This is a genomic window from Biomaibacter acetigenes (assembly GCF_003691585.1).
Classification (GTDB): domain Bacteria; phylum Bacillota; class Thermosediminibacteria; order Thermosediminibacterales; family Tepidanaerobacteraceae; genus Biomaibacter; species Biomaibacter acetigenes.
In genome coordinates, this window is record NZ_CP033169.1 from 3,291,645 (window position 1) to 3,314,267 (window position 22,623).

The following is a 22,623-nucleotide window of genomic DNA, read 5'->3' on the forward strand; positions in this document are numbered from 1 at the left end:
CCGGAAGCTCCGGCATCTGCTATGTTACAGTGTTATATAAATCATAAAGACCATACTGTTTATTATTATCAGTACCGTTGTAAAAAGCTGCTTCCTGGTTACATCCATTACATCCTGACTCTTTGTGGAAGCTGCCGCAAGAATGCCCAGGATTGCAACAAAAGCCATCCCCAGGAATACCGGATGTATATAGTAGTATCCCGCTATGCTCAAAACCAGTGCCAGAACAAAGTACATGACTGATGGCATCATGGCATACCGCGGGCCCCATCTTAAATAAAAATAAGCAGGGGTAGTGAGCTTCACCGGTGCCGCCGACAGATCTGCGCTTATGTCAGGTACATGGTGCTGCATGAGCCATCCCAACACCAGTGTGCTCTGCACCACTCCCGCAAAAAATGGGAAAATATCAAATCCGCCTGTCAAGACAAAGTATGATGCCGTCGAGAGTACCGTTCCGGAAAGCCACAGGCATATCCACTCGCCCAGGAAGGGCCTGTAAGCCAGGCGAAGCGGAGGACAGGTATAAACCCAGGCCGCAAAAATACCGAAGGCAAGGGCGGCCAGCACCAAAGGACCCCTGATGTGGTAAAAATATGTGCCTATCCCGAGAGAAAATATAAAAGCCGCCATGGCGATCTCACCTAGTTCGAGCCGATTCAAAAGTCCATATTTTATGACTTTTGAGCCCCCCGAAAGGATGCCGCGTGATACCCTATCGGTGCCCGAGCGCCAATCCTCCATATCATTTAAAGAATGGGCGAGAAAACTGTTCATTGTTAGAGCCCCTGCCGCCAGGATCAATGCAGGTTTTAAAATAGCCGGCCCGGCCTTTTGCCACGCATAAGAAATATTTATGAGCACGATACTTCCACTGAAGGTCAGGACAGGCATGAACCGCATCAAGGTCCAGAGACCCAGAATCTTCCTTTGTATTACAATATTTTTCATAAAACTCCTTCTTTATACTTATTCTCCTATTGCTACCGTAAAAAACATTAAATTCCACCGCTTATTATTTCCATTCATATCCTGGAATATTAAAAAATCCTCTTACAGATGTAAGAGGATTGCCGAAATATCATTTATTTTTACAATACTTTTCATAGACGCCGGTGAAAAGCTTAATATGGTATTCTTCATCCATGATGATGCGCTTTATGACCTCTTTGACAAAAGGATCATCTATATAAGTAAGATGTAACCTGTACTGCCTTATGGCGGCATATTCGGCATCAATATCCAGAGTTATCTGCTGGCACATGTTCCGGCCGTATTTTACGAATCCGGCATTCCAGTAGTTTGATTCTACCTCATACCTGGGATCTCCCCCAAGCTTTTTTATCAGAGTTCCCAGCATGTGCAGGTGGTGCATTTCAACCCTTGCAATGCACATCATAAGGTCCGACACTTCTTTGTTGCCTATATCCAGGTTGTGATACACATACTGTGTGATGGCGGTCATCTCGCTGACCGTACCAGCATAATCCCTGGCAAGGATCTTTGCATAGGTAAGATTCCTCTCGGCCACTTCCATCGGCGGGTAAGGCTCCGGCCTCCTGCAGCTTTCCATACCACTTCCCCCTTAAAGCCTTTTTTATATTAGAAAATTATATGATATCATCATAAACTTTATGAAGGGGAAGGAAATAAATTAATTTACTGTTCCTCTACATAAACCCCCAGGATCTCCCCGTAATAGAGCACGTGAAAATCCCCGTTTTTATAGGACATGTCTATTATTTCTTCTGGTAGTTTTTCCGGGTCGAGGGGCTGTTTGTAAAGGATCCTGCACTCCACATGGATGTCGCAGCCTTCGATGACGGGTGTGTCCACTTTCTGCCCGGGCTTTGCCGTAAGGTTGCACTCCTTGAATTTATCGTGGTCCCGGCCGGATTTTGATCCACAAAATGCCAGGGCCTCTTTGAACTTGCCGTTTAACGGAACGCTCACCGTAAAAGTGTCGGCTTTTTCAATAAGTTCATATGTATATCGGGAGTATCTCACCATCACCATGAATACAGGTTTGTTCCACATGCGGCCGAACGTGCCCCAGCCTATGGTCATGGTATTGAGCTTATCCTGTGCCTTTACGGTGAGGAAAGCCCCTTTAGGAATTTGCTCCAGTATGTCATCAGCCACTTCTCCTATGCGCACCTGCTTTAATCCGTCCATTTAAAAATCCCTCCATAATTGTATATTATCATAAAATAATTTGATTCCCATTTTTTGTGCCTTATTTATGAGTAATAGTGTATCTTGGAGTCACGGCATCGTAATCGCCGCATCCCTTCCATAACCAAAGTATAGCAAAAATAAAAATAAAAAGAAAGACGCAGCGGCAACTTCGCTTTATGGTGCTTCCGGCCTTCACTTGTCACCTACGTTAACTTTCCATTCCTGAATCATATAATATATTGAAAAAATTAATTAAGCAAAACGTCGTTGCCGCTTTTTAGCGTAAAGCCGAAGTTTTGCAAAGGAGGTGCCTTTTGTGCAAAAAAACGAATTGAAGTCGCTGCTGACTTTCGGTAATTACTTTCTCGGCGTCTTGATTTTTATTTTTTCACTCGGTTTTTTTATTAAAAATAAAGCCCTGGCTCCGTTATTCATCAGTGCCGCCATCATCATCGTGGGACCCGTCGAAAACACCCTTATGAAAAATGTATCACCGCAAGACCGATGGATAGTAGACCAGCTCACCAGCATTGGCATGCTCATTTTTCTACTGTTGGCCGAGCTCCAGTGCCAAAAAAGATAAATGGCCAGGCGCGGAAATTTCTCCTTTAGCCATGCCCGTTTAAGGTGCAAATTTTTCTGCCGTTAATCGGGTTGAAGGCTTCGTACGGCTTCTTGCGCCCGTGTCGAGCTTTTTTCATCATATTTTTCTGTCAAATAATCATATAAGATGCGGCTACAAGCAGGACCACCAGCATCATCCATGCTTTCTGTACGGTGGTATGCATGAGCACCTTGCCCATGACCAGGGGGCTTAAAGTATGGCCCATCCCCCAGAGTATAGGAATGACAGAACTCATCCTTCCCCGGTGGGAAGCTGGGGTATGGTTCGCTATGAAAGGCGTCAGACTTATGGCGTTGATTATTTCGCCGAGAGTAAAGATATATGCACCCAGGAAGAACATCGGCATGGTAGTGACAAAACTGAACATTCCCAATCCCAGGGCATATAAAAGTCCTCCGTAGACCATGCGCCTTATGTGTTTCACATTTTCAGCCACCTTTGTTATTACAGGCGTAAAGAGCACCACGGTTAGGCCGTTTAAGCCTGCCACCATGCCGAAGAATTTCGCACCGTCATCTTTAAAGAGCCCCATAAGCTGCATGGGCAGCATAAAGGACCACTGGGCATAGGCAAAATTGTATATGAATACAATGATGGCTATATATATCAGGATAGGCCTTTTTAAGAGCACCGAAAAGATGGACCCCTCTACTTGCCTCTCCAGTGCCCTGCTCTCATCTATGATCTTTTCCTTTGTCTTATGTATGGTCTCCTTTATCATAAAAGCCACCAGCGCCAGTGCGATCAATGCCGTAGCCGCATCACCGATAAATACCAGGGGCAGGTGATTTTTATAGAGCATGCCGCCTATGACGGGACCCACGGCAAATCCCAAATTATGGCCCATGTAAGAGAGGGAATAGGCGCCGCTGCGGTTTTTCGGATTGGTAAGATCCGCCATGAGGGAGTCATGGCCGGGGGTTGCGATGGCCATACAAGCACCGGCCACCAATATGAGGTAGCCCATTGTCATGGACGGCTTTACAAACCCACATATGATGTAGAACATAGCCGCCAGGGTATCAAATATAATTATTATCTTTTTCCTGCCCAAGGTATCGGCCAATTTCCCACCTAAAAGAGAAGCGGGCAAAAATACAACTCCCGCCAGGCTCAGGTATAACCCCGCCGTTTCACTGGAAAGCCCCACTTTTTCGGTGAGGATGATGGTTAAAAGGGGCATCACGAAACACCCCATGGCATTTATGACCCTTGAGATAAATATTACATATATTTCTTTAGGCAATTCCCTGTAAGGGCTGAAAAGTTTTTTTAAAGCCGTCATTTTATCTTGTTCCCCCTATAGACACAAAAAAGCCATGTTCGCCTTTCATATTTTTTAAGAAAAGCATCCCATGACTTTTTAGGTATAAATATTTTCGTCATATTAAAAAGCCACGGAATCTTCAACGACCCGTGACTTATTTTATACTTGATTTTGATTTAAGGTATTTACGAGGGTGTTTCCGATTACCTTCATTGGCTTAATTTACCTGCCTCAATGCCCTTACCTATCAACATCAATTTCAAGCCGGGGTAACGGTAAAAATACCCAATACATAATAAACCAAATCCTGTTCACAGGCCGCTTTATCAATATTTATATGTTTTAGCGCAAAGTTACTTGCCGGATTTATAAAAGAATTCCCGGCTTTAGTGCCGTAAACCGCACTGCCGATGGTTTTAAGCCTTATCATATTTTGCGGCCTCCTTTCTTCACAGGATTTTATGTACTCAAAAAATTTTGTCATGCAAAAATACTATACCACTTAATGTTATCTTTGTCAATCATACTTTACAAAATATCACAATACACATCTTTTTTGCCCACCACTATGATGAGGGCTTGCTTTAGTTCTTCTGGCTTTATCCCCTGTTTTACTTTTACGCTTTCAGCATAGCTTTTAAGCTGAGAAAGGCCTCGTTCTCTTACTTCTTCAAGTCTTTGCCGTTCCTTCCGCTCAAATATGGACTGTCTCTTGTTTTTTGCTTTTGATTTCCGTAATAATGCATCTTGCCGTGACCGCGCCAAGCACGATTATCCCTCCGGCGATGGCTCCTTTTCCCGGAACTTCGCCCAGCATCAGGAAGACCCAGATGGGATTTGTGATAGGTTCTATTACCGGAATGAGCACCGCTTCCAGGGCCGATACGGACTTAATGGCGGTGGAATAAAGGATATACGGCAGGCCCAGCTGCACCGTGCCCAAAAGTGTAATTCCCAGAAATCCTGCAGCGGAAGGCATCGACCGGAACATGAAGGGAAAACCTATGAGAGCGGTGATGATATTGCCTAAAAACACCGATGAAAGGGGAGATCCGTCCTTTTGCCGGCGCATCAGCATGACCATGGCAGCATAGGTCATTCCGCTGAGGATGGCGAGGATGTTTCCCAGGAGGCCCCGGGTATCGAAATCATCCATGAAGAAAAGCACCATGCCGCCAAATACCACAACTGTCGTTATCCAGTCCAGGGCCGTCACCCTTTCCTTTAAAAAAGCAAAGCTGAATAGGGCCACATAAATGGGCGCTGTATACTGGAGCAGGATGGTGTTGGCGGCAGTGGTCAACTTGTTGGCTACAACAAAAAGTATAACCGTAGCTGCATAAGCCAAAGCGCATAATATCTGTTCCCTCGACCAGGAAAGGTCCTTTTTGCGCAGCACTATTCCAATAAGAACGGCACCCACGGCGCTTCTTGCTCCCGCTATAGCCAGGGGATTCCACTCTACCCATTTTATGAAAAATCCGCCGGTGCTCCATAAGAGGGCGGCGCATATGAGGTATATGATTGCCCTCATCCTCGAGGGGATATGATGGTTTGTTTGCATAAGGTTTTCTCCTTTTTATCGGTATCATGTCAAAATTTTTATGGCTTTTTCATTGTCCACAAACACGGTAAGCTCCAGCCGCATAAGTTTCAACCAGTTGTCGGCAAGGTCTATTATCTTGCTAAAAAGTGCCTTGCCTATGCCTTCCCCCTGATAGTCCTTATGCACCATGATGCCGATGCTTCCCGAATGCCTCATGCGTGGTATTGGGCTTATGTTTAAGCTGATCACTCCAATGACTTTCTTTTGCTCGTTTTCCTCCACTTCAGCCACCAGCATATGGTGGTTTGGAGTTCTATTCGGCTTTATTTGTTTTCCTTATTTCTTTTGACTTTCTTTGAAATTCAAAAATTTGACTAAGTCTATATCTGTTTTTATCATACCATAACTATAATGAAAAAAATAGGTTTTTACAACTCGGCAACATTTTACATCATGATACCCAACCCTGCGGGAGATAACACCATCATCGATAGAATCGAAGAATTCGAGTTTTAGTAAGCTTAAGGTGTCATCCCCCCTGGCACCCTATTTATAATACTTCTTTTATGAGACTCACAAATTCACATACATTACTCAGCATCCGGCGCCTGTCTTTGCCCTGCTCGATAAGCCTTACAATGGCGCTGCCCACAATCACCCCTTCGCAGTAATCCCTGAATCTTTTCGCCATCTCGGGGCCGGAGATGCCGAAACCGAGAGCCCGGGGAAGGGCCGTATAGCGTGACACCTCTTCCATATAGGCTTTGATGTCCGTCTCTATTTCTTCCCGCACACCGGTCACCCCTTTTGTGGAGATGCAGTAAACAAAACCCCCGGCGCCTTCCACAATATTTTTGATGCGCTCATGGGAGGTGGGAGCCACCAGGGGTATCAAATGCATGCCGTGGGATGAGACAATATCCGCCATCTCGCGACGCTCCTCCACGGGCAGGTCGGGTATTATCAGTCCGTCCACTCCCGCATCCCGAGCCTCTTTTATAAATCTTTCGGGGCCATATCTAAATACAGAGTTATAATATACGAGGTACACCAGAGGAATGTCACTGGTTTTTCTTATGGATTTTACTATATCCATTACGCTGGTTATTTTTATACCCGCCTTCAGGGCCCTGGCCGAGGCCCTCTGGATGACCGGCCCGTCGGCAAGGGGGTCTGAATAGGGGATTCCAAGCTCCACTATGTCGGCCCCGGCCCTTTCCATTGCAACTACCAGTTCGCCGGTGGTTTCCGGGTCGGGGTCACCGGCGGTTATAAAGGTTATAAGCGCCTTTTGCCCGGTCTTTTGCAGACTGTATAATCTTTCATCTATCCTGTTCACAGCTTCACCCCCATTAAATCGGCTATTTGTTCGACATCCTTGTCTCCCCTGCCGGAAAGGTTTACCACTATAATATCTTCCTCGGAAAGCTTCGGTGCCAGTTTCATGGCATAAGCCACGGCATGGGCGCTTTCCAGGGCAGGTATAATGCCCTCTGTCTTTGTAAGGGTTATAAAGGCATTCACCGCTTCCTCATCGGTGGCGTAAACGTATTCGGCCCTTCCGGTTTCTTTGAAAAAGGCGTGCTCCGGCCCTACGCCGGGATAGTCCAGGCCTGCGGATATGGAGTAGACAGGCATTATCTGGCCCTCGTCGTCCTGCAGCACGTATGTCTTCATGCCGTGAAGCACTCCTATACTGCCTCTTGTGAGCTTTGCCGCATGCTGGCCGCTGTCAAGTCCCATGCCCCCCGCCTCGACTCCCACCAGCTTTACGCTTTTATCTTCATAAAAGGGGTAAAAAATTCCCATGGAATTGCTCCCGCCGCCGACGCAGGCGATGATGTAATCCGGAAGCCTGCCGGTCTTTTCCATGATCTGGGCTCTGGTCTCATCGCCTATAACCCTCTGGAAGTCCCTGACCATGGTGGGGTAGGGGTGAGGCCCCACCACCGACCCCATCACGTAAAAGGTGTCGTCCACATGGGCCACCCAGTGCCTCATAGCTTCATTTACGGCGTCCTTTAGGGTGCCGGTTCCCTGGTCTACACTGGTCACCCTGGCTCCTAAGAGCTTCATCCTGAAGACATTCAGAGCCTGCCGCCTGACATCCTCCTTTCCCATGAATATCTCGCACTCCATCCCGAACATGGCCGCCGCGGTAGCCGTGGCCACACCGTGCTGTCCGGCCCCGGTTTCAGCTATCACCCTGCGCTTGCCCATGCGCTTTGCCAAAAGTACCTGCCCCAGGACGTTGTTTATTTTATGCGCCCCGGTGTGGTTGAGGTCCTCACGCTTCAAGTAAATCCTGGCACCGCAAAGCTTTTTTGTGAGGTTTTCGGCAAAGTAAAGAGGTGTGGGCCTGCCGGCGTATTCTCTCAAATAATACCTGTACTCCTCCATGAATTTTTCGTCGGCTACGGCCGTATTAAACTCTTTCTCCAGTTCCGCAAGGGCGTTCATCACGGTTTCCGGTACATATTGCCCGCCGAATATGCCGAATCTGCCCGGCACATCTTTCATAAACTCCTCACCCTTTCCACAAATTTTTTCATCTTTTCAAAGTCTTTATATCCGCCGGTCTCAACGCCGGTGCTCACATCCACGGCATATGGCTTTACTTTCAGGATGGCCTCCCTCACATTGCCGGCGTCAAGGCCGCCGGCCAGGATTACCGGCTGCCTGAGCCGGACGCCTTCCATCAAGTCCAGGTCAAACCTCAATCCGGTTCCGCCGTAAAGCCCTTTTACCGAAGAATCCAGTAAAATCCCATCGACTTCGTAATCTTCCGCAGCTTTTAAACTATCCGCACCTTCGACCCTGATGGCCTTCCAGACTGAAACCCTCCCGTAACCTCTGACACTTTCCGGCGGTTCGTCGCCGTGAAGCTGTATCACATCCAGGCCCAATTCCTCACAGGCTTTCATTATCACATCCGGCCTCTCATTAACGAACACTCCCACCTTTTTTATGGCCTTATCTAGGGCCGCGATGAGCTTTTCGGCTTCTTCAAAGCTTATGCGCCTCCTGCTTGGGGCGAAGACAAACCCGGCGTAGTCCACCTTCAACCTGTTCACATATTCGATGTCCTGCGGCCGCCTCAGTCCGCAAATCTTAACTTTCACCATGTCCACCATCCCTCCCCGGCCGTATCTATCATGCTTCTTTAAAGGCCGCCAAATCCCGGCATACATCCTTTGATTTCATGAGGGTCTCCCCCACCAGAATGCCGTCCACGCCTATGGATTTGAGATAACGCACATCATTCGCCGTTTTTATGCCGCTTTCGGAAATTTTTATTATGCCTTCCGGAATCCTGCCGATGAGCCTCTCGCAGGTCTTGAGATCTACACTGAAATCTTTCAGGTTCCTGTTGTTTATGCCGATGATGCGGGCCCCGGCGTCCAGGGCCGCATCCAGTTCTCTCTCGTCATGGACCTCCACAAGGCAGTCAAGCCCCAGGGACTGTGCTTTTTTATAAAAATACCCGATCTTTTCGCCGAGGACTGCCACGATAAGCAAAAGGGCGTCGGCTCCTAAGGCTTTCGCCTGGTAAATCTGATATTCGTGGATGATAAAATCCTTTCTCAGGACGGGGCAGGATGCTATATCTTTGACGATTTTCAGGAAGCTGTCGTCACCCAGAAAAAACTTTTTTTCCGTCAGCACCGATATGGCATCCGTGCCGCCTTTTTCGTACTGAACCGCCGTGAAGGCCGGATCAAGGTCCGGCTTTATGACTCCTCTTGAAGGAGAAGCCTTTTTTATCTCGGCGATGATTTTAATCCCTTTTTTCCCCGTCAAAGCTTTCTCCAGGCTCCTGGGGAGACCCATGTCTTTGATTTCATCCTCCAGGGCTGATAAAGGCTTTTTTTCCATTTCATCTTTTAGCTGTCGTTCTTTATAGGCAATGATTTCATCCAGAATCATACGGCCGCCCTGCTTTCTCTTATAAACTCATTCAATTTTTCATAGGCGGCTCCCGAGTCTATTAGATTCTGAGCCATCTGGACGCCTTCTTTGAGGTCCTCCGCAACTTCGCCCACATATAGGGCTGCGGCGCTGTTCAACACCACCACATCCCTCTGCGGGCCCTTTTTGCCCTGCAGCACATCCAAAATTACCCTTGCATTGTAGCTGCTGTCCCCTCCGGCTATTTCCTCAGGTTTTGTCAGGGGAATGCCGAAGTCCCGGGGGTTTATGGTATAATTTTTAATTATGCCGTCTTTTACTTCACTCACTATGGTCTCCCTGGTGGTGGTTATTTCATCGAGGCCGTCACGCCCGTGGACCACCATGGCCCTTTTGACTCCGAGTTTCAGCAGCACCCGTGCCAGGGGCCTTGTGAGGATGCCGTCGTACACGCCCAGGACCTGGCCCCTGACGGAGGCCGGGTTGGTCAGCGGCCCCAGGATATTGAAGACGGTCCTGGTGCCCAGCTCTTTCCGGGGACCGGCCACGTTTTTCATGGCGGAGTGATAAAGGGGGGCGAACAGGAATGTAATTCCCACCTTTTCAATACACCTTCCGGCATCTTCCGGCTCCAGGTCTATTTTTGCCCCCAGGGCTTCAAGGACATCGGCGCTGCCGCTCTTGCTGGATACGGCTTTATTGCCGTGTTTTGCCACCTTCACTCCCCCGGCGGCGGCCACAAACGCCACAGCGGTGGATATATTGAAGGTTTTGCCGCCGTCTCCGCCCGTGCCGCATGTATCTATGGCGAAACCCTCAACATCCACCTTCCTGGCCCTGGACCTCATAGACCGGGCAAATCCCGTGATTTCCTCCACTTTTTCTCCTTTCATCCTCATTCCCACCAGAAAACCGCCTATCTGAGACGGAGCGGCCTTGCCGTCCATGATATGGTCCATGGCCTTCCGGGCTTCGTCCTCGCTTAAATCCTCTCTCATGATGACTTTTTTTATAATCTCATGAAACATATTCATCGCCCTCCAGAAAATTTTTTAAAATGGATTTCCCCTCTTCCGTGAGTATTGACTCGGGATGAAATTGAACCCCGTAAACCGGAAATTTTTTATGGCGAATGCCCATTATGACACCTCCGGCGGTCACTGCCGTCACCTCCAGTTCATCGGGAAGTGTACCGCCCTTTATGACCAGCGAGTGATACCTCATGGCCGTAATTGGATTTTTTATTCCTCTAAAGATCCCCCGGCCGTTGTGTGACACCTGTGATGTCTTGCCGTGGAAGATCTTTTCGGCACCGGTGACCTTTGCCCCATAGGCCACGCCTATGGCCTGGTGCCCCAGGCATATGCCGAGGATTGGAATCCTGCCGTCGTTTTTCCTGATAAGATCCACGCATATGCCGGCATCTTCCGGCCTACCTGGACCCGGAGAAAGGATTATCCTGCGGGCCCCCGAATTCATCACATCCTCCACGTCAATCTCATCGTTTCTGACCACCTCTACTTCGGGGTAAAGCTCCCCAGCATACTGATACAGATTGTATGTAAAGGAATCATAGTTGTCTATTATCAGAATCACCCCAGCACCTCCTTTAAAGCCATGGCTTTATTTAAAATCTCACGGTATTCTTTTTCGGGCACCGAGTCGTAAACTATGCCCGCTCCAGACTGGATGTAAGCCATACCGTCCTTGAAAATGACGGTTCTTATGGCGATGCAGAAATCCATGTTTCCCCTGAAGCCCAAATAACCCACCGCCCCGGCATATATCCCGCGCCTTTTTTCCTCCAGCTCCTCGATTATTTCCATGGCCCGTATCTTGGGAGCTCCGGATACCGTCCCGGCCGGCAGGCAGGCCAGAAGGGCGTCGATACAAGTTTTGCCCTGTTTTAACTTGCCGCTCACCGTCGACACGATATGCATGACGTGAGAGTACATATCGACTTCCATGAAGCGTTCCACTTTCACGCTGCCGAACTCGCTCACCTTTCCCAGATCATTTCTGCCCAGATCTACGAGCATGACGTGTTCGGCCCTCTCTTTTTCATCGGCCAGGAGTTCCTTTTTTAACTTTTCATCTTCCTCCGGCGTCTTTCCCCGGGGTTTGGTGCCCGCAATAGGGTTTGTGGTGACGATACCATCTTTTACGGCCACCAGGCTTTCGGGAGAAGAGCCCACCACTTGGAACTCCCCGAAGTCCATATAAAAAAGATATGGCGACGGGTTGAGGGCCCTGAGCCTCCTGTAAGCTTCAAACGGGTCTACTTTCGCGACGGCCGTCATTCTCTCGGACATCACCACCTGAAATATGTCGCCGGCTTTGATGTATTCAATGGCCTTTCTCACTTTCTCGCAGAAGGAATTTTTGTTGCAACTTTTCCGAAATTCGGGGATCAAATTTTGGACCGTCGCCAGGGGATGCAAATCCTTTTTCCTCAAGACGGTTTTCTTCAGTTCATATAGTCTTTCGACTATGTGTTCATATTCGGTTTCTTCATCGGGCACGGCATTGTAAACCACGTAAAGGTTGTGGTAAAAATGGTCGTAGATTATAACTTCCTTATAAAACATCAGGAAACATTCCGGCAGATGCAGTTCATCGGGATTGTCATCGGGAAGTTTTTCATAGAGCCTTATCACATCATAACCCACATATCCCACGGCGCCGCCTGTGAAGGCGGGCAAATCTGCAAAAAGCCCGGGCGGTGCGCTGTCGTACCCGTATCTTTTAAAATAATCTTCTACAATATCCAGCACCCTGCCGTTTTCCGTCTTCACCCCGCCCTTTGAAACTGTCACAACCCTGTCCCCGTAACTTTTAACGGCCATATGCGGGCTTGCTCCGAGAAAGGAGTATCTTCCCCAGTTTTTCCCGCATTCGGCGCTCTCCAGCAGGAACTTATTGCGGCCGTCCAGATTGTAAAAAAGCTCAATGGGAGTAAACTCGTCGGCATTTACCTTTAACATGACTGGAATTACATGGTCCTTCCTCATTGACTCAAACCCGCGTTTATCGGGAAACACCATACACAACCACCCCTTTTTTTGAGATAAAAAAAACACCCCGCCCTTTTGGGGCGAAGTGTGTCGCGGTGCCACCCAATTTTGACCTTGCGTAAAAGATGGTATCAAAAAAGGCACTTCTTCCTTAGGAAAAAGTGCCTTTTATAAGCTCAGCCACCTAAAGCAAAGCCTTCTCGTTCCAGGTACGGAATGCAAGAGCATTCGATACCCTGTCCTTTTAACGGCGGACTTTCCGTCTCCTGCTACTTTTAGTTCGCATGGCTTCTCCCGGGCCCATTCAACGGCAACCGCGGCACCGGTCTTCCACCGCCACCGGCTCGCTTTGGCCTGAATTACCGCCTACTCTTCCCGATCATTGAATTTTCTTTCTTTACTTGTTGTTTTTTATAATACACCCAAAGCTTTGATATGTCAATAGCCATTTTACCTTTGTTAATCTTCTTCAATCATAACTTTTAGATTCACTTTTTTATTATTTTAGAAAATAGTTCGTCTATAATTTTCAGTTCATTGGAAATGATTGTTCGCACTTTTTTTCTAAGATCGCCCACACTTTTTTTGTCCACGTCTTCAATGCTTTTGAGCCATTTTAATACTTTTCCATTGCATTCCAAGCCAAGGTCAGATAATTGTTTGTGGAGTTGATCCGATTCATTGAATTTGGGAATAGGTGCCACATCGAATATCTTTTTATGGACATTGGGATGATTTTTTTGGGACTTTTTTCTCAACGGCCCCAGGAGGTCGTCAATTATAGACGAATTTAAGCAGGCGCACAGATAATATGCTTCTCTAACATCATCTGTCTCATAATAATAAAATGCACTTTCAACAATAAAACCGTTAATGGAAACCCCAAATAGATGGGTTGCCTGGCGCAATATTCCATCCGTGTCGACAACACAGGCAACACTGACACGTTGAAAATTGGGATAAATTACTTTGTATTTCTTTAATGGATTTTGTGTGGTTAATTTTTTTTGGTAGTCGATCCATTCAAATATGCTCGCATTATTTTTTGTTTTTTTTGAGCGTAGCTTAAACCAATTAAAATCGGCCTGTTTTATCCATTCCGCCAGCTTAAAACATCCCTTTTCATTTGCAGAATCAATATCGACAATTTGATAGCCATTGTTCGTGGGTTCTATGGGAAGAACTATCATCTGTATGTTTCTGTATGCAAAAGGAATTACATCATCACCGAGTAAAGTGCAGTAAAGAAAAGGCGACTCGATATTCCCTCTTATCTCTATATCTTTATAGTCTCGAACAGGCCCGCTTTTACTCGGTGTAAAAGTAATTACCGGCGGACAGTTTAAATCAAAGCCCAAGGGAGACTGGTTTAACTTTACAAACCAAAATGAACGCGGCACAATTGTCGCCCCTTGTTTGAATCTCGACCTGTAATAACTGACTATATTTTCTGTGTTGCCCCTGCCGGAGGCCCAGAATGACCTTTTCCCTCGTATATGGAGATAATAACTTGTCTTGGCAACTTTTAGTTGCTTTTCGGCTTCTGGTAAACCTGCATTTTTACATTCTAGATTGCCCTGTAATATAATTCCATCAACCGGATAATTCATTGTAAAATCCTTGCTTTTTTTTGCCATAACTACGCATGAAGGAACATTAAATAGCGGTGTTACATTTTCACAATCCCAAATTTCTTCCCAAAATAAATTATCTTGATAATCATCTTTTAACTTAAATATACACCTTCGCAAACCATCATGCTGGTCGGCATAAAATATACTCTTAGGGAAAACAAAAGCAATCACGCCGCCACTTTTCAGGTATAGATCCGCTGTGCGAACCAGAAACAGAGCAGCCATTTCAAGATGAGTAACAAGCTCGCTGCGCCCTGACAGCAATTCATATTCGTGTAGAATTTGTTTTTTTAGAAAATCCTGATATGGCTGGTTTAAAAATCGAAGGGCAATCCACGGCGGATTTCCGACAACGCAATCAAACTTGTTTCTCCAAAACAAGGGTTTAAAAATGTTTTTCAGCATATATGCCCAGATACTGTCCCGTTCTGCATTCAAAAATTCCATTAATGTTCTGGATAACTCATATAATGATTCAACAATAGATTGATCGTTTACATGCGGAAATTTTCGTGCTGAAAGCAGGTTTTTGAATGATTCCATAGAAAGAGATCCATTATTTTGCTTATTCTTTTCGGCAAACTCCCTGGCTAGATTAACTGCCTGGTCATAGTCATAAATATGTTGCAGAAGAGTTTCGGGAATTTTCACTTTACAATTTTCAAGCTGTACACAGTAATATGTCGATTCCCTTTCAACATCGCTCTCGGGGAGTAAAATTGTATCGGCCAGATAGACGGGTATAGCGACATTCCCTGCGCTTCTCTTTTTCAGCAATTCTCCCAGGGCCATTATATAATTGGTCTTTGCAATCATAACCGCCAGTGGATGTACATCAGCGCCTATAACGGATTTTAAGATATGGTTTAGAGTATCACTGCTATTTTTTAAACGTTCACATTTTTCCTGAATTGCCAGGTACAGAAAGGTTCCGGAACCACACGAAGGGTCAAACATATCACATCGAGGATTGTCATCCAGAATTTTTTTAATAATCTTATGTGCCAGCCAGTCCGGAGTGTAATATTCTCCAAGATCGTGACGGGTTTCGGGGTCAACCAATTCTTGATACAACGTTTTTAAAACATCTCCGGAAGCCCTGGTCAGGTCATAATTCATTAAAAGACTAAAAATTTGATTTGCTATTTTTACCGTCATATTCCGGGCTTCTTTACGTATAAGCCATGCAAAGAAATCCTCTTCAATAAAATTTTCAATTCCCTGGTTTTTGAAAAACTGACCACTCAGAATTTCGTAAATATGGTCTGCACTGTTAGTTAAAGACGCATGTTCTGAGAGCCTCATCCATGCCATAAGTTTTGCCAGTGTTGCCAAATAGGTATGGCGAATAAACAATTCATCTCCCGTAACCTTATTGCCATATACGATGCTCAAATACTTCTCCCAATTTTCATAAATCACTTTATACATGCTATGGCATTTTAATTTGTTCCACAGTGCCAGGAGGTTATTATTTATAACGTGAAATGCATGACTTTGTACGCCAAAATCTTTTTTAAAGTTCACGCTATCCGGATGGAGCCTGCATTGCCGAAAAAAATAGCGATCAAGGAAAAAGTAAATTTCTGCAGGATTTAGGTCATTCCAGTTGACCCTTTCATTTAAATTTAGCTCGATGTTATCAGGCGTAATGTCACCTGCTGGTTCTAATAGCGAGGGGGAATAGGTGTAAAAACGTTCACCGTCTGTTGCAATGCATATATACGGTGTTCTTTCATCACTATGTTCCTGGAGCCATAATATGGCCAAATACTTTCGTAATTGTTCTTTCGCCTGCGACAATTTTTTAGGAATGTTTGATTCAAATTCAATTATTATATTGCCATAAAGATTGTCTACTTCACCCTTCAGAACATGGTCTTTTTCTTTTACTTTAATAAAACTTTCAATTCCGCCAACATATGATTCGATAAATGTTGACTTATATCCAAAAAGTTCCTGCAGCAATAATGTGAACATCATGGACCGTGCGGTTTCTTTATGACAGTTATTTATGTTACTCAAGTAAGTTTTAATTTTGTCGGAAATATCGAAACCGAATTTGGAATGCCCAGGGTGAACATTTTTTGTGAAAGGTTCTTTATTTTTCAACGCAAATCCCCTTTCACTTGGCTTGCTGAATAATAATTACAAAACAATATATGCTGCTTTTTTCAAAACTATGAAACATTATGTTAACTTTTATTGTGTTAATTCGTCGAATTTGGCATTAAAAAAGTCATGGAGTTTCCATGATAAAACATGGAATTCCATGACTGTTTCATTCCGCCGGCGCAGGGCGTATGCGGCATTTAAATAAATCAGCCTGCCCGTCTGCCGCCCCGGCCCTTATTTACCTGTCGAAAAGACGCTAAAGCCGTGAAATCTGAGCGCCTGTGGCGTCGTGTTTTTAAACAAGCATTTTTTAAAACGACTCCGCTTCTTCACTTCCCGCCCGACTTCCTTTTGTAAAATCCCTTCATTCCTCCCACCACCGCAGCTATTGTTCCCCAGTCCACCGCCGTCACCTTTTCCTTTAAGATGGCAAAACTAAACAGCGCTACATATATGGGCGCCGTATACTGAAGAAGAATGGCATTGGCTGCTGTGGTGAGCTTGTTGGCGATAACGAACAACAGCACCGTAACCGCATACATCAATCATTTATCACAGTTAAATCACTCATATAGCTTTAATTCTTTTATGACATCGGCAATATTATAAAAATCTCTGTCGTTGTGCAACAACAATAGATCATTTTCTATGGCCGTTTGGGCAATCAATAGGTCAATAGTACTTCGCACCGTTATTCCTGCTTTCCTGCATCTAAAATACATTCTCGCCGCTTCTTCATAAGATTTTTTCCCATGGCGCAACTCATAAAATCTTTGTGTATCAAGATACTCTTTTAATTTATTAAAATCCTTCTCTGACGCGGCGCCCTGCAGCAACTCCTGATAAATAAAATTATTGATACCAAAAGGGATATTGTTAGAAAGGATATACTGGAATTTTTCCGTGGATTTATTGTTGATTCCTTTAAAATATGAAATGAGGACCGAGGTATCTACAAGGACCACTTAAACACCTTCCCTCATTTTTTTGTGATCATAATCTTCTCTAAAAGCTATCTTCCCTTTCAGCTCCATCAAGTTTTTCCGTTTATGATTCTCTATAAATTCTTTTAATGCAGTATTTACGAGTTCTTTTTTTGTTTTGACCTTTAAATATTTAAAAGCCTCATGGAGCAATTTTTCATCAATGTCGATATTTGTGCGCATAGCCATACACCTCCGTATGTGTATTTTAACATGCAAATAGTAAATATGCAATATTACAACTTATGCCTTACCATGAAGTATTCGTCCGCATATTCACCGTTTCTGATGAAAGATATAAGTTCATTATAGGTTTTTTCATCATTTTCGCCTTATCGGTTTATGTACTGAATTTTTTTATGAGCGATGCTCTCTATAAAAATAATCTTGAGATAATTAATACCGATATAGCCCATCTTCAAAAATCTATTATTATATATTATATTGATTTTTTAAAAACTCTATTGACGTATTCATCGACACAGTGTAGAATAAAATAAACTACATAATGTAGATTAAAAAGGGGATTTTTATGAAAAAATTGCAACGGATATCCGAGGCGGAAAAACAGATTATGGAGTACATTTGGAAAGCCGGGCGCCCGGTGACAACTTCGGAAATCATCCGGCATTTACCTGAGGGAAAATCATGGAAGCAAAATACAGTGATTACTTTTTTGGCCCGTTTGATGAAAAAAGGGATACTCAAGGCAACCAGGATAGGAAAAGCCAATTATTACGAGCCTTGTGTGACGGAACAGGAATACCGGAATTTTGAAATAAAACAATTTATTAATGATGTTCATAAAGGCTCCATTTTGGGCTTTATAACTGCGCTGTGTGACAGTGGCGATTTGACGAAGGAAGACATTGAAAGCATTATGAAACGTTTGAAAGAGTAGGTGGCTTATGATGATTAACATTTACAGCCAGCTCTTTATCATGTCGTTTGTAGCCGGAGGAATATACCTGATTCTGAAACTTTTGAGTGCGGTAACTCTCAAATACTTTACTGCTGCCTGGCATTATTACACCAATATAGCTGTATATATGTTTTTCCTGCTGCCGTATCACCGGTGGATGTCATGGCTTGATCTGAGCTTTATAAAGATGCCCGATAAAGGCTTCCAACTGCCCTCTATCGCGGGATTAAACCCACTCACCGCTCTAAATCTCGCTGCCAGCGGTATAGCAATACCACGGCAAAAAAGCCATGCAGGAGCCTCCGTTTACCCTGAACTTTTACCCTATCTCCTGATGGCCGGAACTCTGATATTCATGGTTGTAATTCTTGTCCAGAACTATAATCTGAACCGCCGCATTTTCAGAATGTGCCGTTTGACTGATGATATGCAGATTTTGGAGGTACTTTCCAGGTGTAAACAACAAATGGGCATAACAAAACAAATCCCCGTATACATCTCGCCCTGCATAACAACACCCTTTCTGTACGGCATCTTTAAGCCCCGAATTGTCTTGCCGGATATTAAACTTTCTGCGGACGAATTGCAATGCGTTTTTCTTCATGAACTGACCCACTGGAAACGCCGTGATGCATTGTTGAAATATCTGATGCTTTTTATCAACGCGATACATTGGTTCAACCCTATAGCCTATGCGGCAAGATTCGACATTGACCACTTTTGCGAACTTTCCTGTGACGAAAGTGTTGTCAAATCCATGAGCAATCGGGAAAGGAGGCGGTATTGTGAGTTGATGCTGAGTGTGCTCTGGAACGTTGCGGACCAGAACGCCAAATTATTTTCCGCATTCAGCGGCAGGCGGAAACAACTGGAAAGGAGGGTCGATATGATACTGAAAGATGAAGGCTCAAAGAGCAAAAAATGGGTACGCATGGTTGCCATCGCAATGACACTGGCAATCGTATCATTAGGTGCTATTTCGGCAGGTGCCATGGGGACGTCTGCCGAAATCAAAGGCAGCAGTGAATCTGTTTTGCCAAAACCCAAAGAAATTCCAAATTATCAATATCAAGTAAATGAATATGGTGAAACATATGGTTCGAACGCGTATGCCGACATCGTAGGAGAGGAACCGGATTTGGTTGCAGCTATAGGTATAGATGGAACACATGGGTATGTTCGGTCCTCGGACCTGGATCCTTTCCCTTCTCCGCGCACACCGGAGGAAGCCGTAGCTCAAAACAATCTTGGACCAAGAATGATACCCCTTTATGATAAAGACGGTAAAACCGTTATTGGAAAATTTAAAATTGGATCGGGACGAGTTGAATATTTCACTGATGATAAAAACTAATGGTCAAAGAATGGATAAAAATAATAATATTCAATAAATGAAATAAATGAATACCTGGTTTATTTTTTTCGAGATTGTTTAAAGCTTTAAAAGTGTATACTCTAATTGATATAATCAAATATCAATTAAAGGGTTACACTCTTTTTATTGGTTTTTTAAATTAAAGATAAAATAAGAAATCTGTTTAGGTTCCCAACATCGTTCAATGCAATTTCAGATTAGCTCATAAATTTTCTTTCTGACAGCATCCATAACATATTTCTTCACGGCGCCAAACTTGCTTATTACAAGCGTTTTTTATTCGAAGTCAAATCACTGAAAGGAATAGGAATTCCCATACTCTTGCAGTTTTGCTTTATCTTCCCCTCTACAGCAGCAAGCATTTGAGTTAACGGTGATACGGCTCCCCCCGCATTATCTTGAACCACCGGTAGATCTGCTCTACGAGTATCAGGCGCATGAGCTGGTGGGGGAAGGTGAAGGCCGAAAAGGAAAGCTTCAGGTGGCCCCGGGCCTTTACTTCATCGGAAAGGCCCAGGGAACCGCCTATGATAAAGGTAATATGGGAGGTGCCGGAGACCATGAGGCTGCTCATCTTTTGGGCCATCTGCTCGGAGGAATACTGCTCGCCTTCGATGCAAAGGGGTATAACAAAGCTTGAGGGGTTTAACTTTTCCAGGATTCGCTTTCCCTCTTTTTCCAGCACCTGTAGCTTTTCCGAATCGCTTAACGTTTCGGGGGCTTTTTCTTCGGCCACCTCTATGATGTCTAAACGGCAGTAAGGCTTGAGGCGCTTTTCATACTCCTTTATGCCGTCTTTTATGTATTTTTCTTTCAGTTTTCCTACAGCCAGTATAATGATATTCAATGATGAATCCCCTTCAATGAAATCGCATATCACTAAAAGGTAATGGAATCAAAAGACTTTGCTGGTGCCATTTACAGCATATCAACAGGTGAAAGGGTCTGCATCATAAGCCGATCCTTCTTACCCCCACCCTGCAGTCGTAAAAGGCGGCGCTTTGGCCCATCTCCGTGGTGACGGGAGAAGTGAGGAAGTTGACGCAGGCGCCGCTTGCCATATTCCAGCCCGACTCTACCGCCACCACATCCCGCCGCATCCGGGGCTCCAGCGTAAGTCTTGCCCGGATAGCGCCGCGCTCGTTGTATATCTCCACCGGTTCGCCCTCCTCAAGGCCCAGGGCCGCAGCCTCTTCGGGGTGCATCAGTGCCACAGGATGGGGATGCAGGGCCTTTATCTTCGAAAGATACTGGAACTGGGAATGAATCCGGAAGCGGGAGTGGGGGGTTATAAAATAATAAGGCAGATTCCTCAATCCGGAATCAAATGCCAGGGCTTCCCCCGGATGACCTGTTATTTTATCCACCATACCGCCAGCCTCCCGGGTATCGTGGCCGCCTTTAATTCTCTCGTGAGCCGGCGGTATGTACGCCGCCACCGGGGGTTGGCCGTCCGACGCCGCCTTCTGCGAGTAAAATTCGAACTTACCGGAAGGGGTCATAAATTTTTTGTCCGACCATGCCACCGGTGGAATTTTCGGGTTTTTTACCGGACCTTTTTTGAGGTCATCGAGGCTTACGCCGAACTGTTGCTTTATGGGCTCTGCCGCCCATTTTAGGAGGTTTTCCCGGGTCCTATCCTGAAAATCCTCCAGGCCCAGCCTTTTTGCCAGCTCCAGGAATATCTCCTGATCGGGCCTGCATTCGCCCACGGGTTCGATGATTTTGGGACAGTAAAAAATCCATGGGCTCCAGGAGTTGGCTTTTAAATTTTCCTCTTCAAAGAAGCTGGTACAGGGTAGCACCACATCGGCTTCTTTAGCGGTGTCGGTCATAAAGAGGTCTATAACAACCAGAGTCTCAATGGAGTCTAAAGCCCTTTTCATGACCGAGGTGTCGGGGTTCATGTTCATGGGATTGGAGCGGGTGATGAAGGCCACTTTTATGGGGGGATTTTGGGCGTCCAGAATTTCCCGGGCAAGGTTCGTCCTATCAAAATACCGCCGCACTTTCGCCAGTTCCGGCCCTGCCACATGGGCTCCTATCGGCCAGTGCATCTGGTGGCCGTAAGACACTCCCGCTCCGGGCTTTCCGATATTTCCCGTCACCGCCGCCAGGGCGTCTATAGCTCTGATGGCATTTCCTCCGCCGCTGTACCTTTGCAAGCCGTAGCCCAGCAGAGTGGTGACAGGGGTGTCCTTGCCGTAAAACAGCGCCAGAGCTTTTATCTGCTCCTCTTCTATGCCGGCAATGTTCCGCACCCTATCGGGTGTAAATTCTTCCACAGCCCGGCAGAACTCTTCAAAGCCGAAGGTATGATTTTGTACAAAATCCCTGTCGATAAGCCCATGCTTTATAAGAAATCGAGCGGCGCCAAGAGCCAGGGCTCCGTCGGTGCCGGGCCGGGGCCTCAGTACAAGGTCCGCTTGCCCGTCAAGGCCGGTTTTAAGGGGATTTATAACAGCAAGCTTTCCTCCCCGGGAAAGGGCTTTTCTTATGAAGGGCATCGCGTGGGAATTGGTGTCTCCCACATTCCTTCCCCAGAGCACAATCCCTTTCGCATTTACCAGGTCCTCAATGTCATTTTGAAGAAGTCCTCCGAAATCGTAGGTCTGGGCGGCGATACCTCCGCCCCAGCACAGGGAACCGGAAACTCGGGTGCTGCCGCCTAAAGCATTAAAGAACCTTACATCCAGGTTTTTGGTTAAAAGCTCCGATCCGCTGTCATAGTTGTGAAATATGGATAGAGGCCCGTATTCGTCAATGGCCTTACGGATTTTTTGGACTACAAAATCCAGGGCTTCATCCCAGGAGACCCTGGTAAACTCCCCTTTCTTTTTAATCACGGGGTATCTTAGCCGTTCCGGATGATAAATGTATTCCAAATAGGAGTTGCCCTTGGGGCAAAGAAATCCCCCCGTGGGAGGATGGGCGGGGTCGCCCTGAACCTTCACAATTTTGCCATTGTCCATATGGACCAGCATGCTGCAGCTGTCAAGGCAGTCCCTGGGACATGCGGTGCGGTAAACTTCCATTTTCTCCCCTCCCGATTCTT

Annotated in this window: 23 protein-coding genes, 1 pseudogene and 1 other annotated feature; of the genes and pseudogenes, 3 read left to right on the forward strand and 21 right to left on the reverse strand. The window is 45.7% G+C overall.

All coding sequences use genetic code 11. From position 1 onward, the window contains the following. Positions 1–24 precede the first annotated feature (24 nt). From D2962_RS16785 to D2962_RS16795, 3 genes are all read right to left on the reverse strand, one after another. Positions 25–951 (reverse strand): prenyltransferase, encoded by a 927-nt coding sequence (locus D2962_RS16785; RefSeq protein WP_122015643.1) that lies wholly within the window; start codon positions 949–951, stop codon positions 25–27. A 130-nt stretch (positions 952–1,081) separates the two neighbouring features. Then, positions 1,082–1,573, reverse strand: coding sequence for a ferritin-like domain-containing protein (locus tag D2962_RS16790; RefSeq protein WP_122015644.1), 492 nt, complete (start codon positions 1,571–1,573; stop codon positions 1,082–1,084). An 86-nt stretch (positions 1,574–1,659) separates the two neighbouring features. Then, entirely contained in the window at positions 1,660–2,175 is a 516-nt protein-coding gene (locus D2962_RS16795) for a flavin reductase family protein (RefSeq protein WP_122015645.1), read from the reverse strand. Between the two features lie 319 nt (positions 2,176–2,494). Here D2962_RS16795 and D2962_RS16800 point away from each other — a divergent pair, with 319 nt between their 5' ends. Then, the gene (locus D2962_RS16800) at positions 2,495–2,761 is read left to right on the forward strand and encodes a hypothetical protein (RefSeq protein WP_120766931.1); all 267 of its coding nucleotides are present in this window, start codon (positions 2,495–2,497) and stop codon (positions 2,759–2,761) included. Between the two features lie 130 nt (positions 2,762–2,891). On the opposite strand, the gene D2962_RS16805 is transcribed toward D2962_RS16800, so the two are convergent. The 16 genes and pseudogenes from D2962_RS16805 to D2962_RS16875 all read right to left on the reverse strand — a co-directional run bounded on the left by D2962_RS16805 (position 2,892) and on the right by D2962_RS16875 (position 17,454). Then, on the reverse strand, positions 2,892–4,088 hold the full coding sequence (locus tag D2962_RS16805) for an MFS transporter (RefSeq protein ID WP_122015646.1): 1,197 nt from the start codon (positions 4,086–4,088) through the stop codon (positions 2,892–2,894). Between the two features lie 241 nt (positions 4,089–4,329). Then, positions 4,330–4,500, reverse strand: coding sequence for a hypothetical protein (locus D2962_RS17730; protein WP_162991277.1), 171 nt, complete (start codon positions 4,498–4,500; stop codon positions 4,330–4,332). A gap of 98 nt (positions 4,501–4,598) precedes the next feature. After that, positions 4,599–4,835, reverse strand: coding sequence for a PD-(D/E)XK nuclease domain-containing protein (locus D2962_RS16810; protein ID WP_122015647.1), 237 nt, complete (start codon positions 4,833–4,835; stop codon positions 4,599–4,601). Beyond that, a complete protein-coding gene (locus tag D2962_RS16815; protein WP_122015648.1) occupies positions 4,765–5,634 on the reverse strand; it encodes a DMT family transporter in 870 nt (289 codons plus the stop codon). The genes D2962_RS16810 and D2962_RS16815 overlap by 71 nt, the downstream gene beginning before the upstream one ends. Positions 5,635–5,658: 24 nt before the next feature. Continuing rightward, the gene (locus D2962_RS16820) at positions 5,659–5,943 is read right to left on the reverse strand and encodes a GNAT family N-acetyltransferase (protein ID WP_281273807.1); all 285 of its coding nucleotides are present in this window, start codon (positions 5,941–5,943) and stop codon (positions 5,659–5,661) included. 223 nt (positions 5,944–6,166) lie between these two features. Continuing rightward, positions 6,167–6,955, reverse strand: a complete 789-nt coding sequence (gene trpA / locus D2962_RS16825) for a tryptophan synthase subunit alpha (RefSeq protein ID WP_122015650.1) — start codon at positions 6,953–6,955, stop codon at positions 6,167–6,169. Further along, a complete protein-coding gene (gene trpB, locus D2962_RS16830; protein WP_120766951.1) occupies positions 6,952–8,127 on the reverse strand; it encodes a tryptophan synthase subunit beta in 1,176 nt (391 codons plus the stop codon). Before trpB ends, trpA begins: the two co-directional genes overlap by 4 nt. A 5-nt stretch (positions 8,128–8,132) precedes the next feature. Beyond that, positions 8,133–8,741 carry a phosphoribosylanthranilate isomerase gene (locus tag D2962_RS16835; RefSeq protein WP_120766926.1) on the reverse strand — a complete coding sequence of 203 codons (609 nt, stop codon included), beginning with the start codon at positions 8,739–8,741 and terminating at the stop codon, positions 8,133–8,135. Between the two features lie 28 nt (positions 8,742–8,769). Beyond that, positions 8,770–9,543, reverse strand: a complete 774-nt coding sequence (gene trpC / locus D2962_RS16840; RefSeq protein WP_120766925.1) for an indole-3-glycerol phosphate synthase TrpC — start codon at positions 9,541–9,543, stop codon at positions 8,770–8,772. Beyond that, entirely contained in the window at positions 9,540–10,553 is a 1,014-nt protein-coding gene (gene trpD, locus D2962_RS16845) for an anthranilate phosphoribosyltransferase (protein WP_120766924.1), read from the reverse strand. Before trpD ends, trpC begins: the two co-directional genes overlap by 4 nt. Continuing rightward, entirely contained in the window at positions 10,543–11,121 is a 579-nt protein-coding gene (locus D2962_RS16850; RefSeq protein ID WP_120766923.1) for an anthranilate synthase component II, read from the reverse strand. Before D2962_RS16850 ends, trpD begins: the two co-directional genes overlap by 11 nt. After that, complete coding sequence (trpE, locus tag D2962_RS16855) at positions 11,118–12,569, reverse strand: anthranilate synthase component I (RefSeq protein WP_122015651.1); 1,452 nt, start codon at positions 12,567–12,569, stop codon at positions 11,118–11,120. The genes D2962_RS16850 and trpE overlap by 4 nt, the downstream gene beginning before the upstream one ends. A gap of 43 nt (positions 12,570–12,612) precedes the next feature. Continuing rightward, positions 12,613–12,931, reverse strand: a binding site (T-box leader). A gap of 96 nt (positions 12,932–13,027) precedes the next feature. Continuing rightward, positions 13,028–16,285, reverse strand: a complete 3,258-nt coding sequence (locus D2962_RS16860) for an Eco57I restriction-modification methylase domain-containing protein (RefSeq protein WP_122015652.1) — start codon at positions 16,283–16,285, stop codon at positions 13,028–13,030. Positions 16,286–16,641: 356 nt separating this feature from the next. Next, a pseudogene (locus D2962_RS16865) lies at positions 16,642–16,833 on the reverse strand (EamA family transporter); the annotation flags it as partial. Positions 16,834–16,851: 18 nt separating this feature from the next. Next, entirely contained in the window at positions 16,852–17,253 is a 402-nt protein-coding gene (gene vapC / locus D2962_RS16870) for a type II toxin-antitoxin system VapC family toxin (protein ID WP_122015653.1), read from the reverse strand. Beyond that, a complete protein-coding gene (locus tag D2962_RS16875; RefSeq protein ID WP_122015654.1) occupies positions 17,254–17,454 on the reverse strand; it encodes a type II toxin-antitoxin system VapB family antitoxin in 201 nt (66 codons plus the stop codon). Between the two features lie 349 nt (positions 17,455–17,803). Here D2962_RS16875 and D2962_RS16880 point away from each other — a divergent pair, with 349 nt between their 5' ends. Both D2962_RS16880 and D2962_RS16885 read left to right on the forward strand, forming a co-directional pair. Then, entirely contained in the window at positions 17,804–18,172 is a 369-nt protein-coding gene (locus D2962_RS16880) for a BlaI/MecI/CopY family transcriptional regulator (RefSeq protein ID WP_122015655.1), read from the forward strand. Positions 18,173–18,179: 7 nt separating this feature from the next. Then, entirely contained in the window at positions 18,180–19,547 is a 1,368-nt protein-coding gene (locus D2962_RS16885) for a M56 family metallopeptidase (protein ID WP_120766916.1), read from the forward strand. A 388-nt stretch (positions 19,548–19,935) separates the two neighbouring features. On the opposite strand, the gene rlmH is transcribed toward D2962_RS16885, so the two are convergent. Together rlmH and D2962_RS16895 are read right to left on the reverse strand one after the other, a co-directional pair. Then, positions 19,936–20,415 (reverse strand): 23S rRNA (pseudouridine(1915)-N(3))-methyltransferase RlmH, encoded by a 480-nt coding sequence (gene rlmH, locus D2962_RS16890; protein ID WP_120766915.1) that lies wholly within the window; start codon positions 20,413–20,415, stop codon positions 19,936–19,938. Between the two features lie 103 nt (positions 20,416–20,518). Further along, positions 20,519–22,603 (reverse strand): molybdopterin-containing oxidoreductase family protein, encoded by a 2,085-nt coding sequence (locus D2962_RS16895; RefSeq protein ID WP_162991278.1) that lies wholly within the window; start codon positions 22,601–22,603, stop codon positions 20,519–20,521. Between the last annotated feature and the right edge of the window lie 20 nt (positions 22,604–22,623).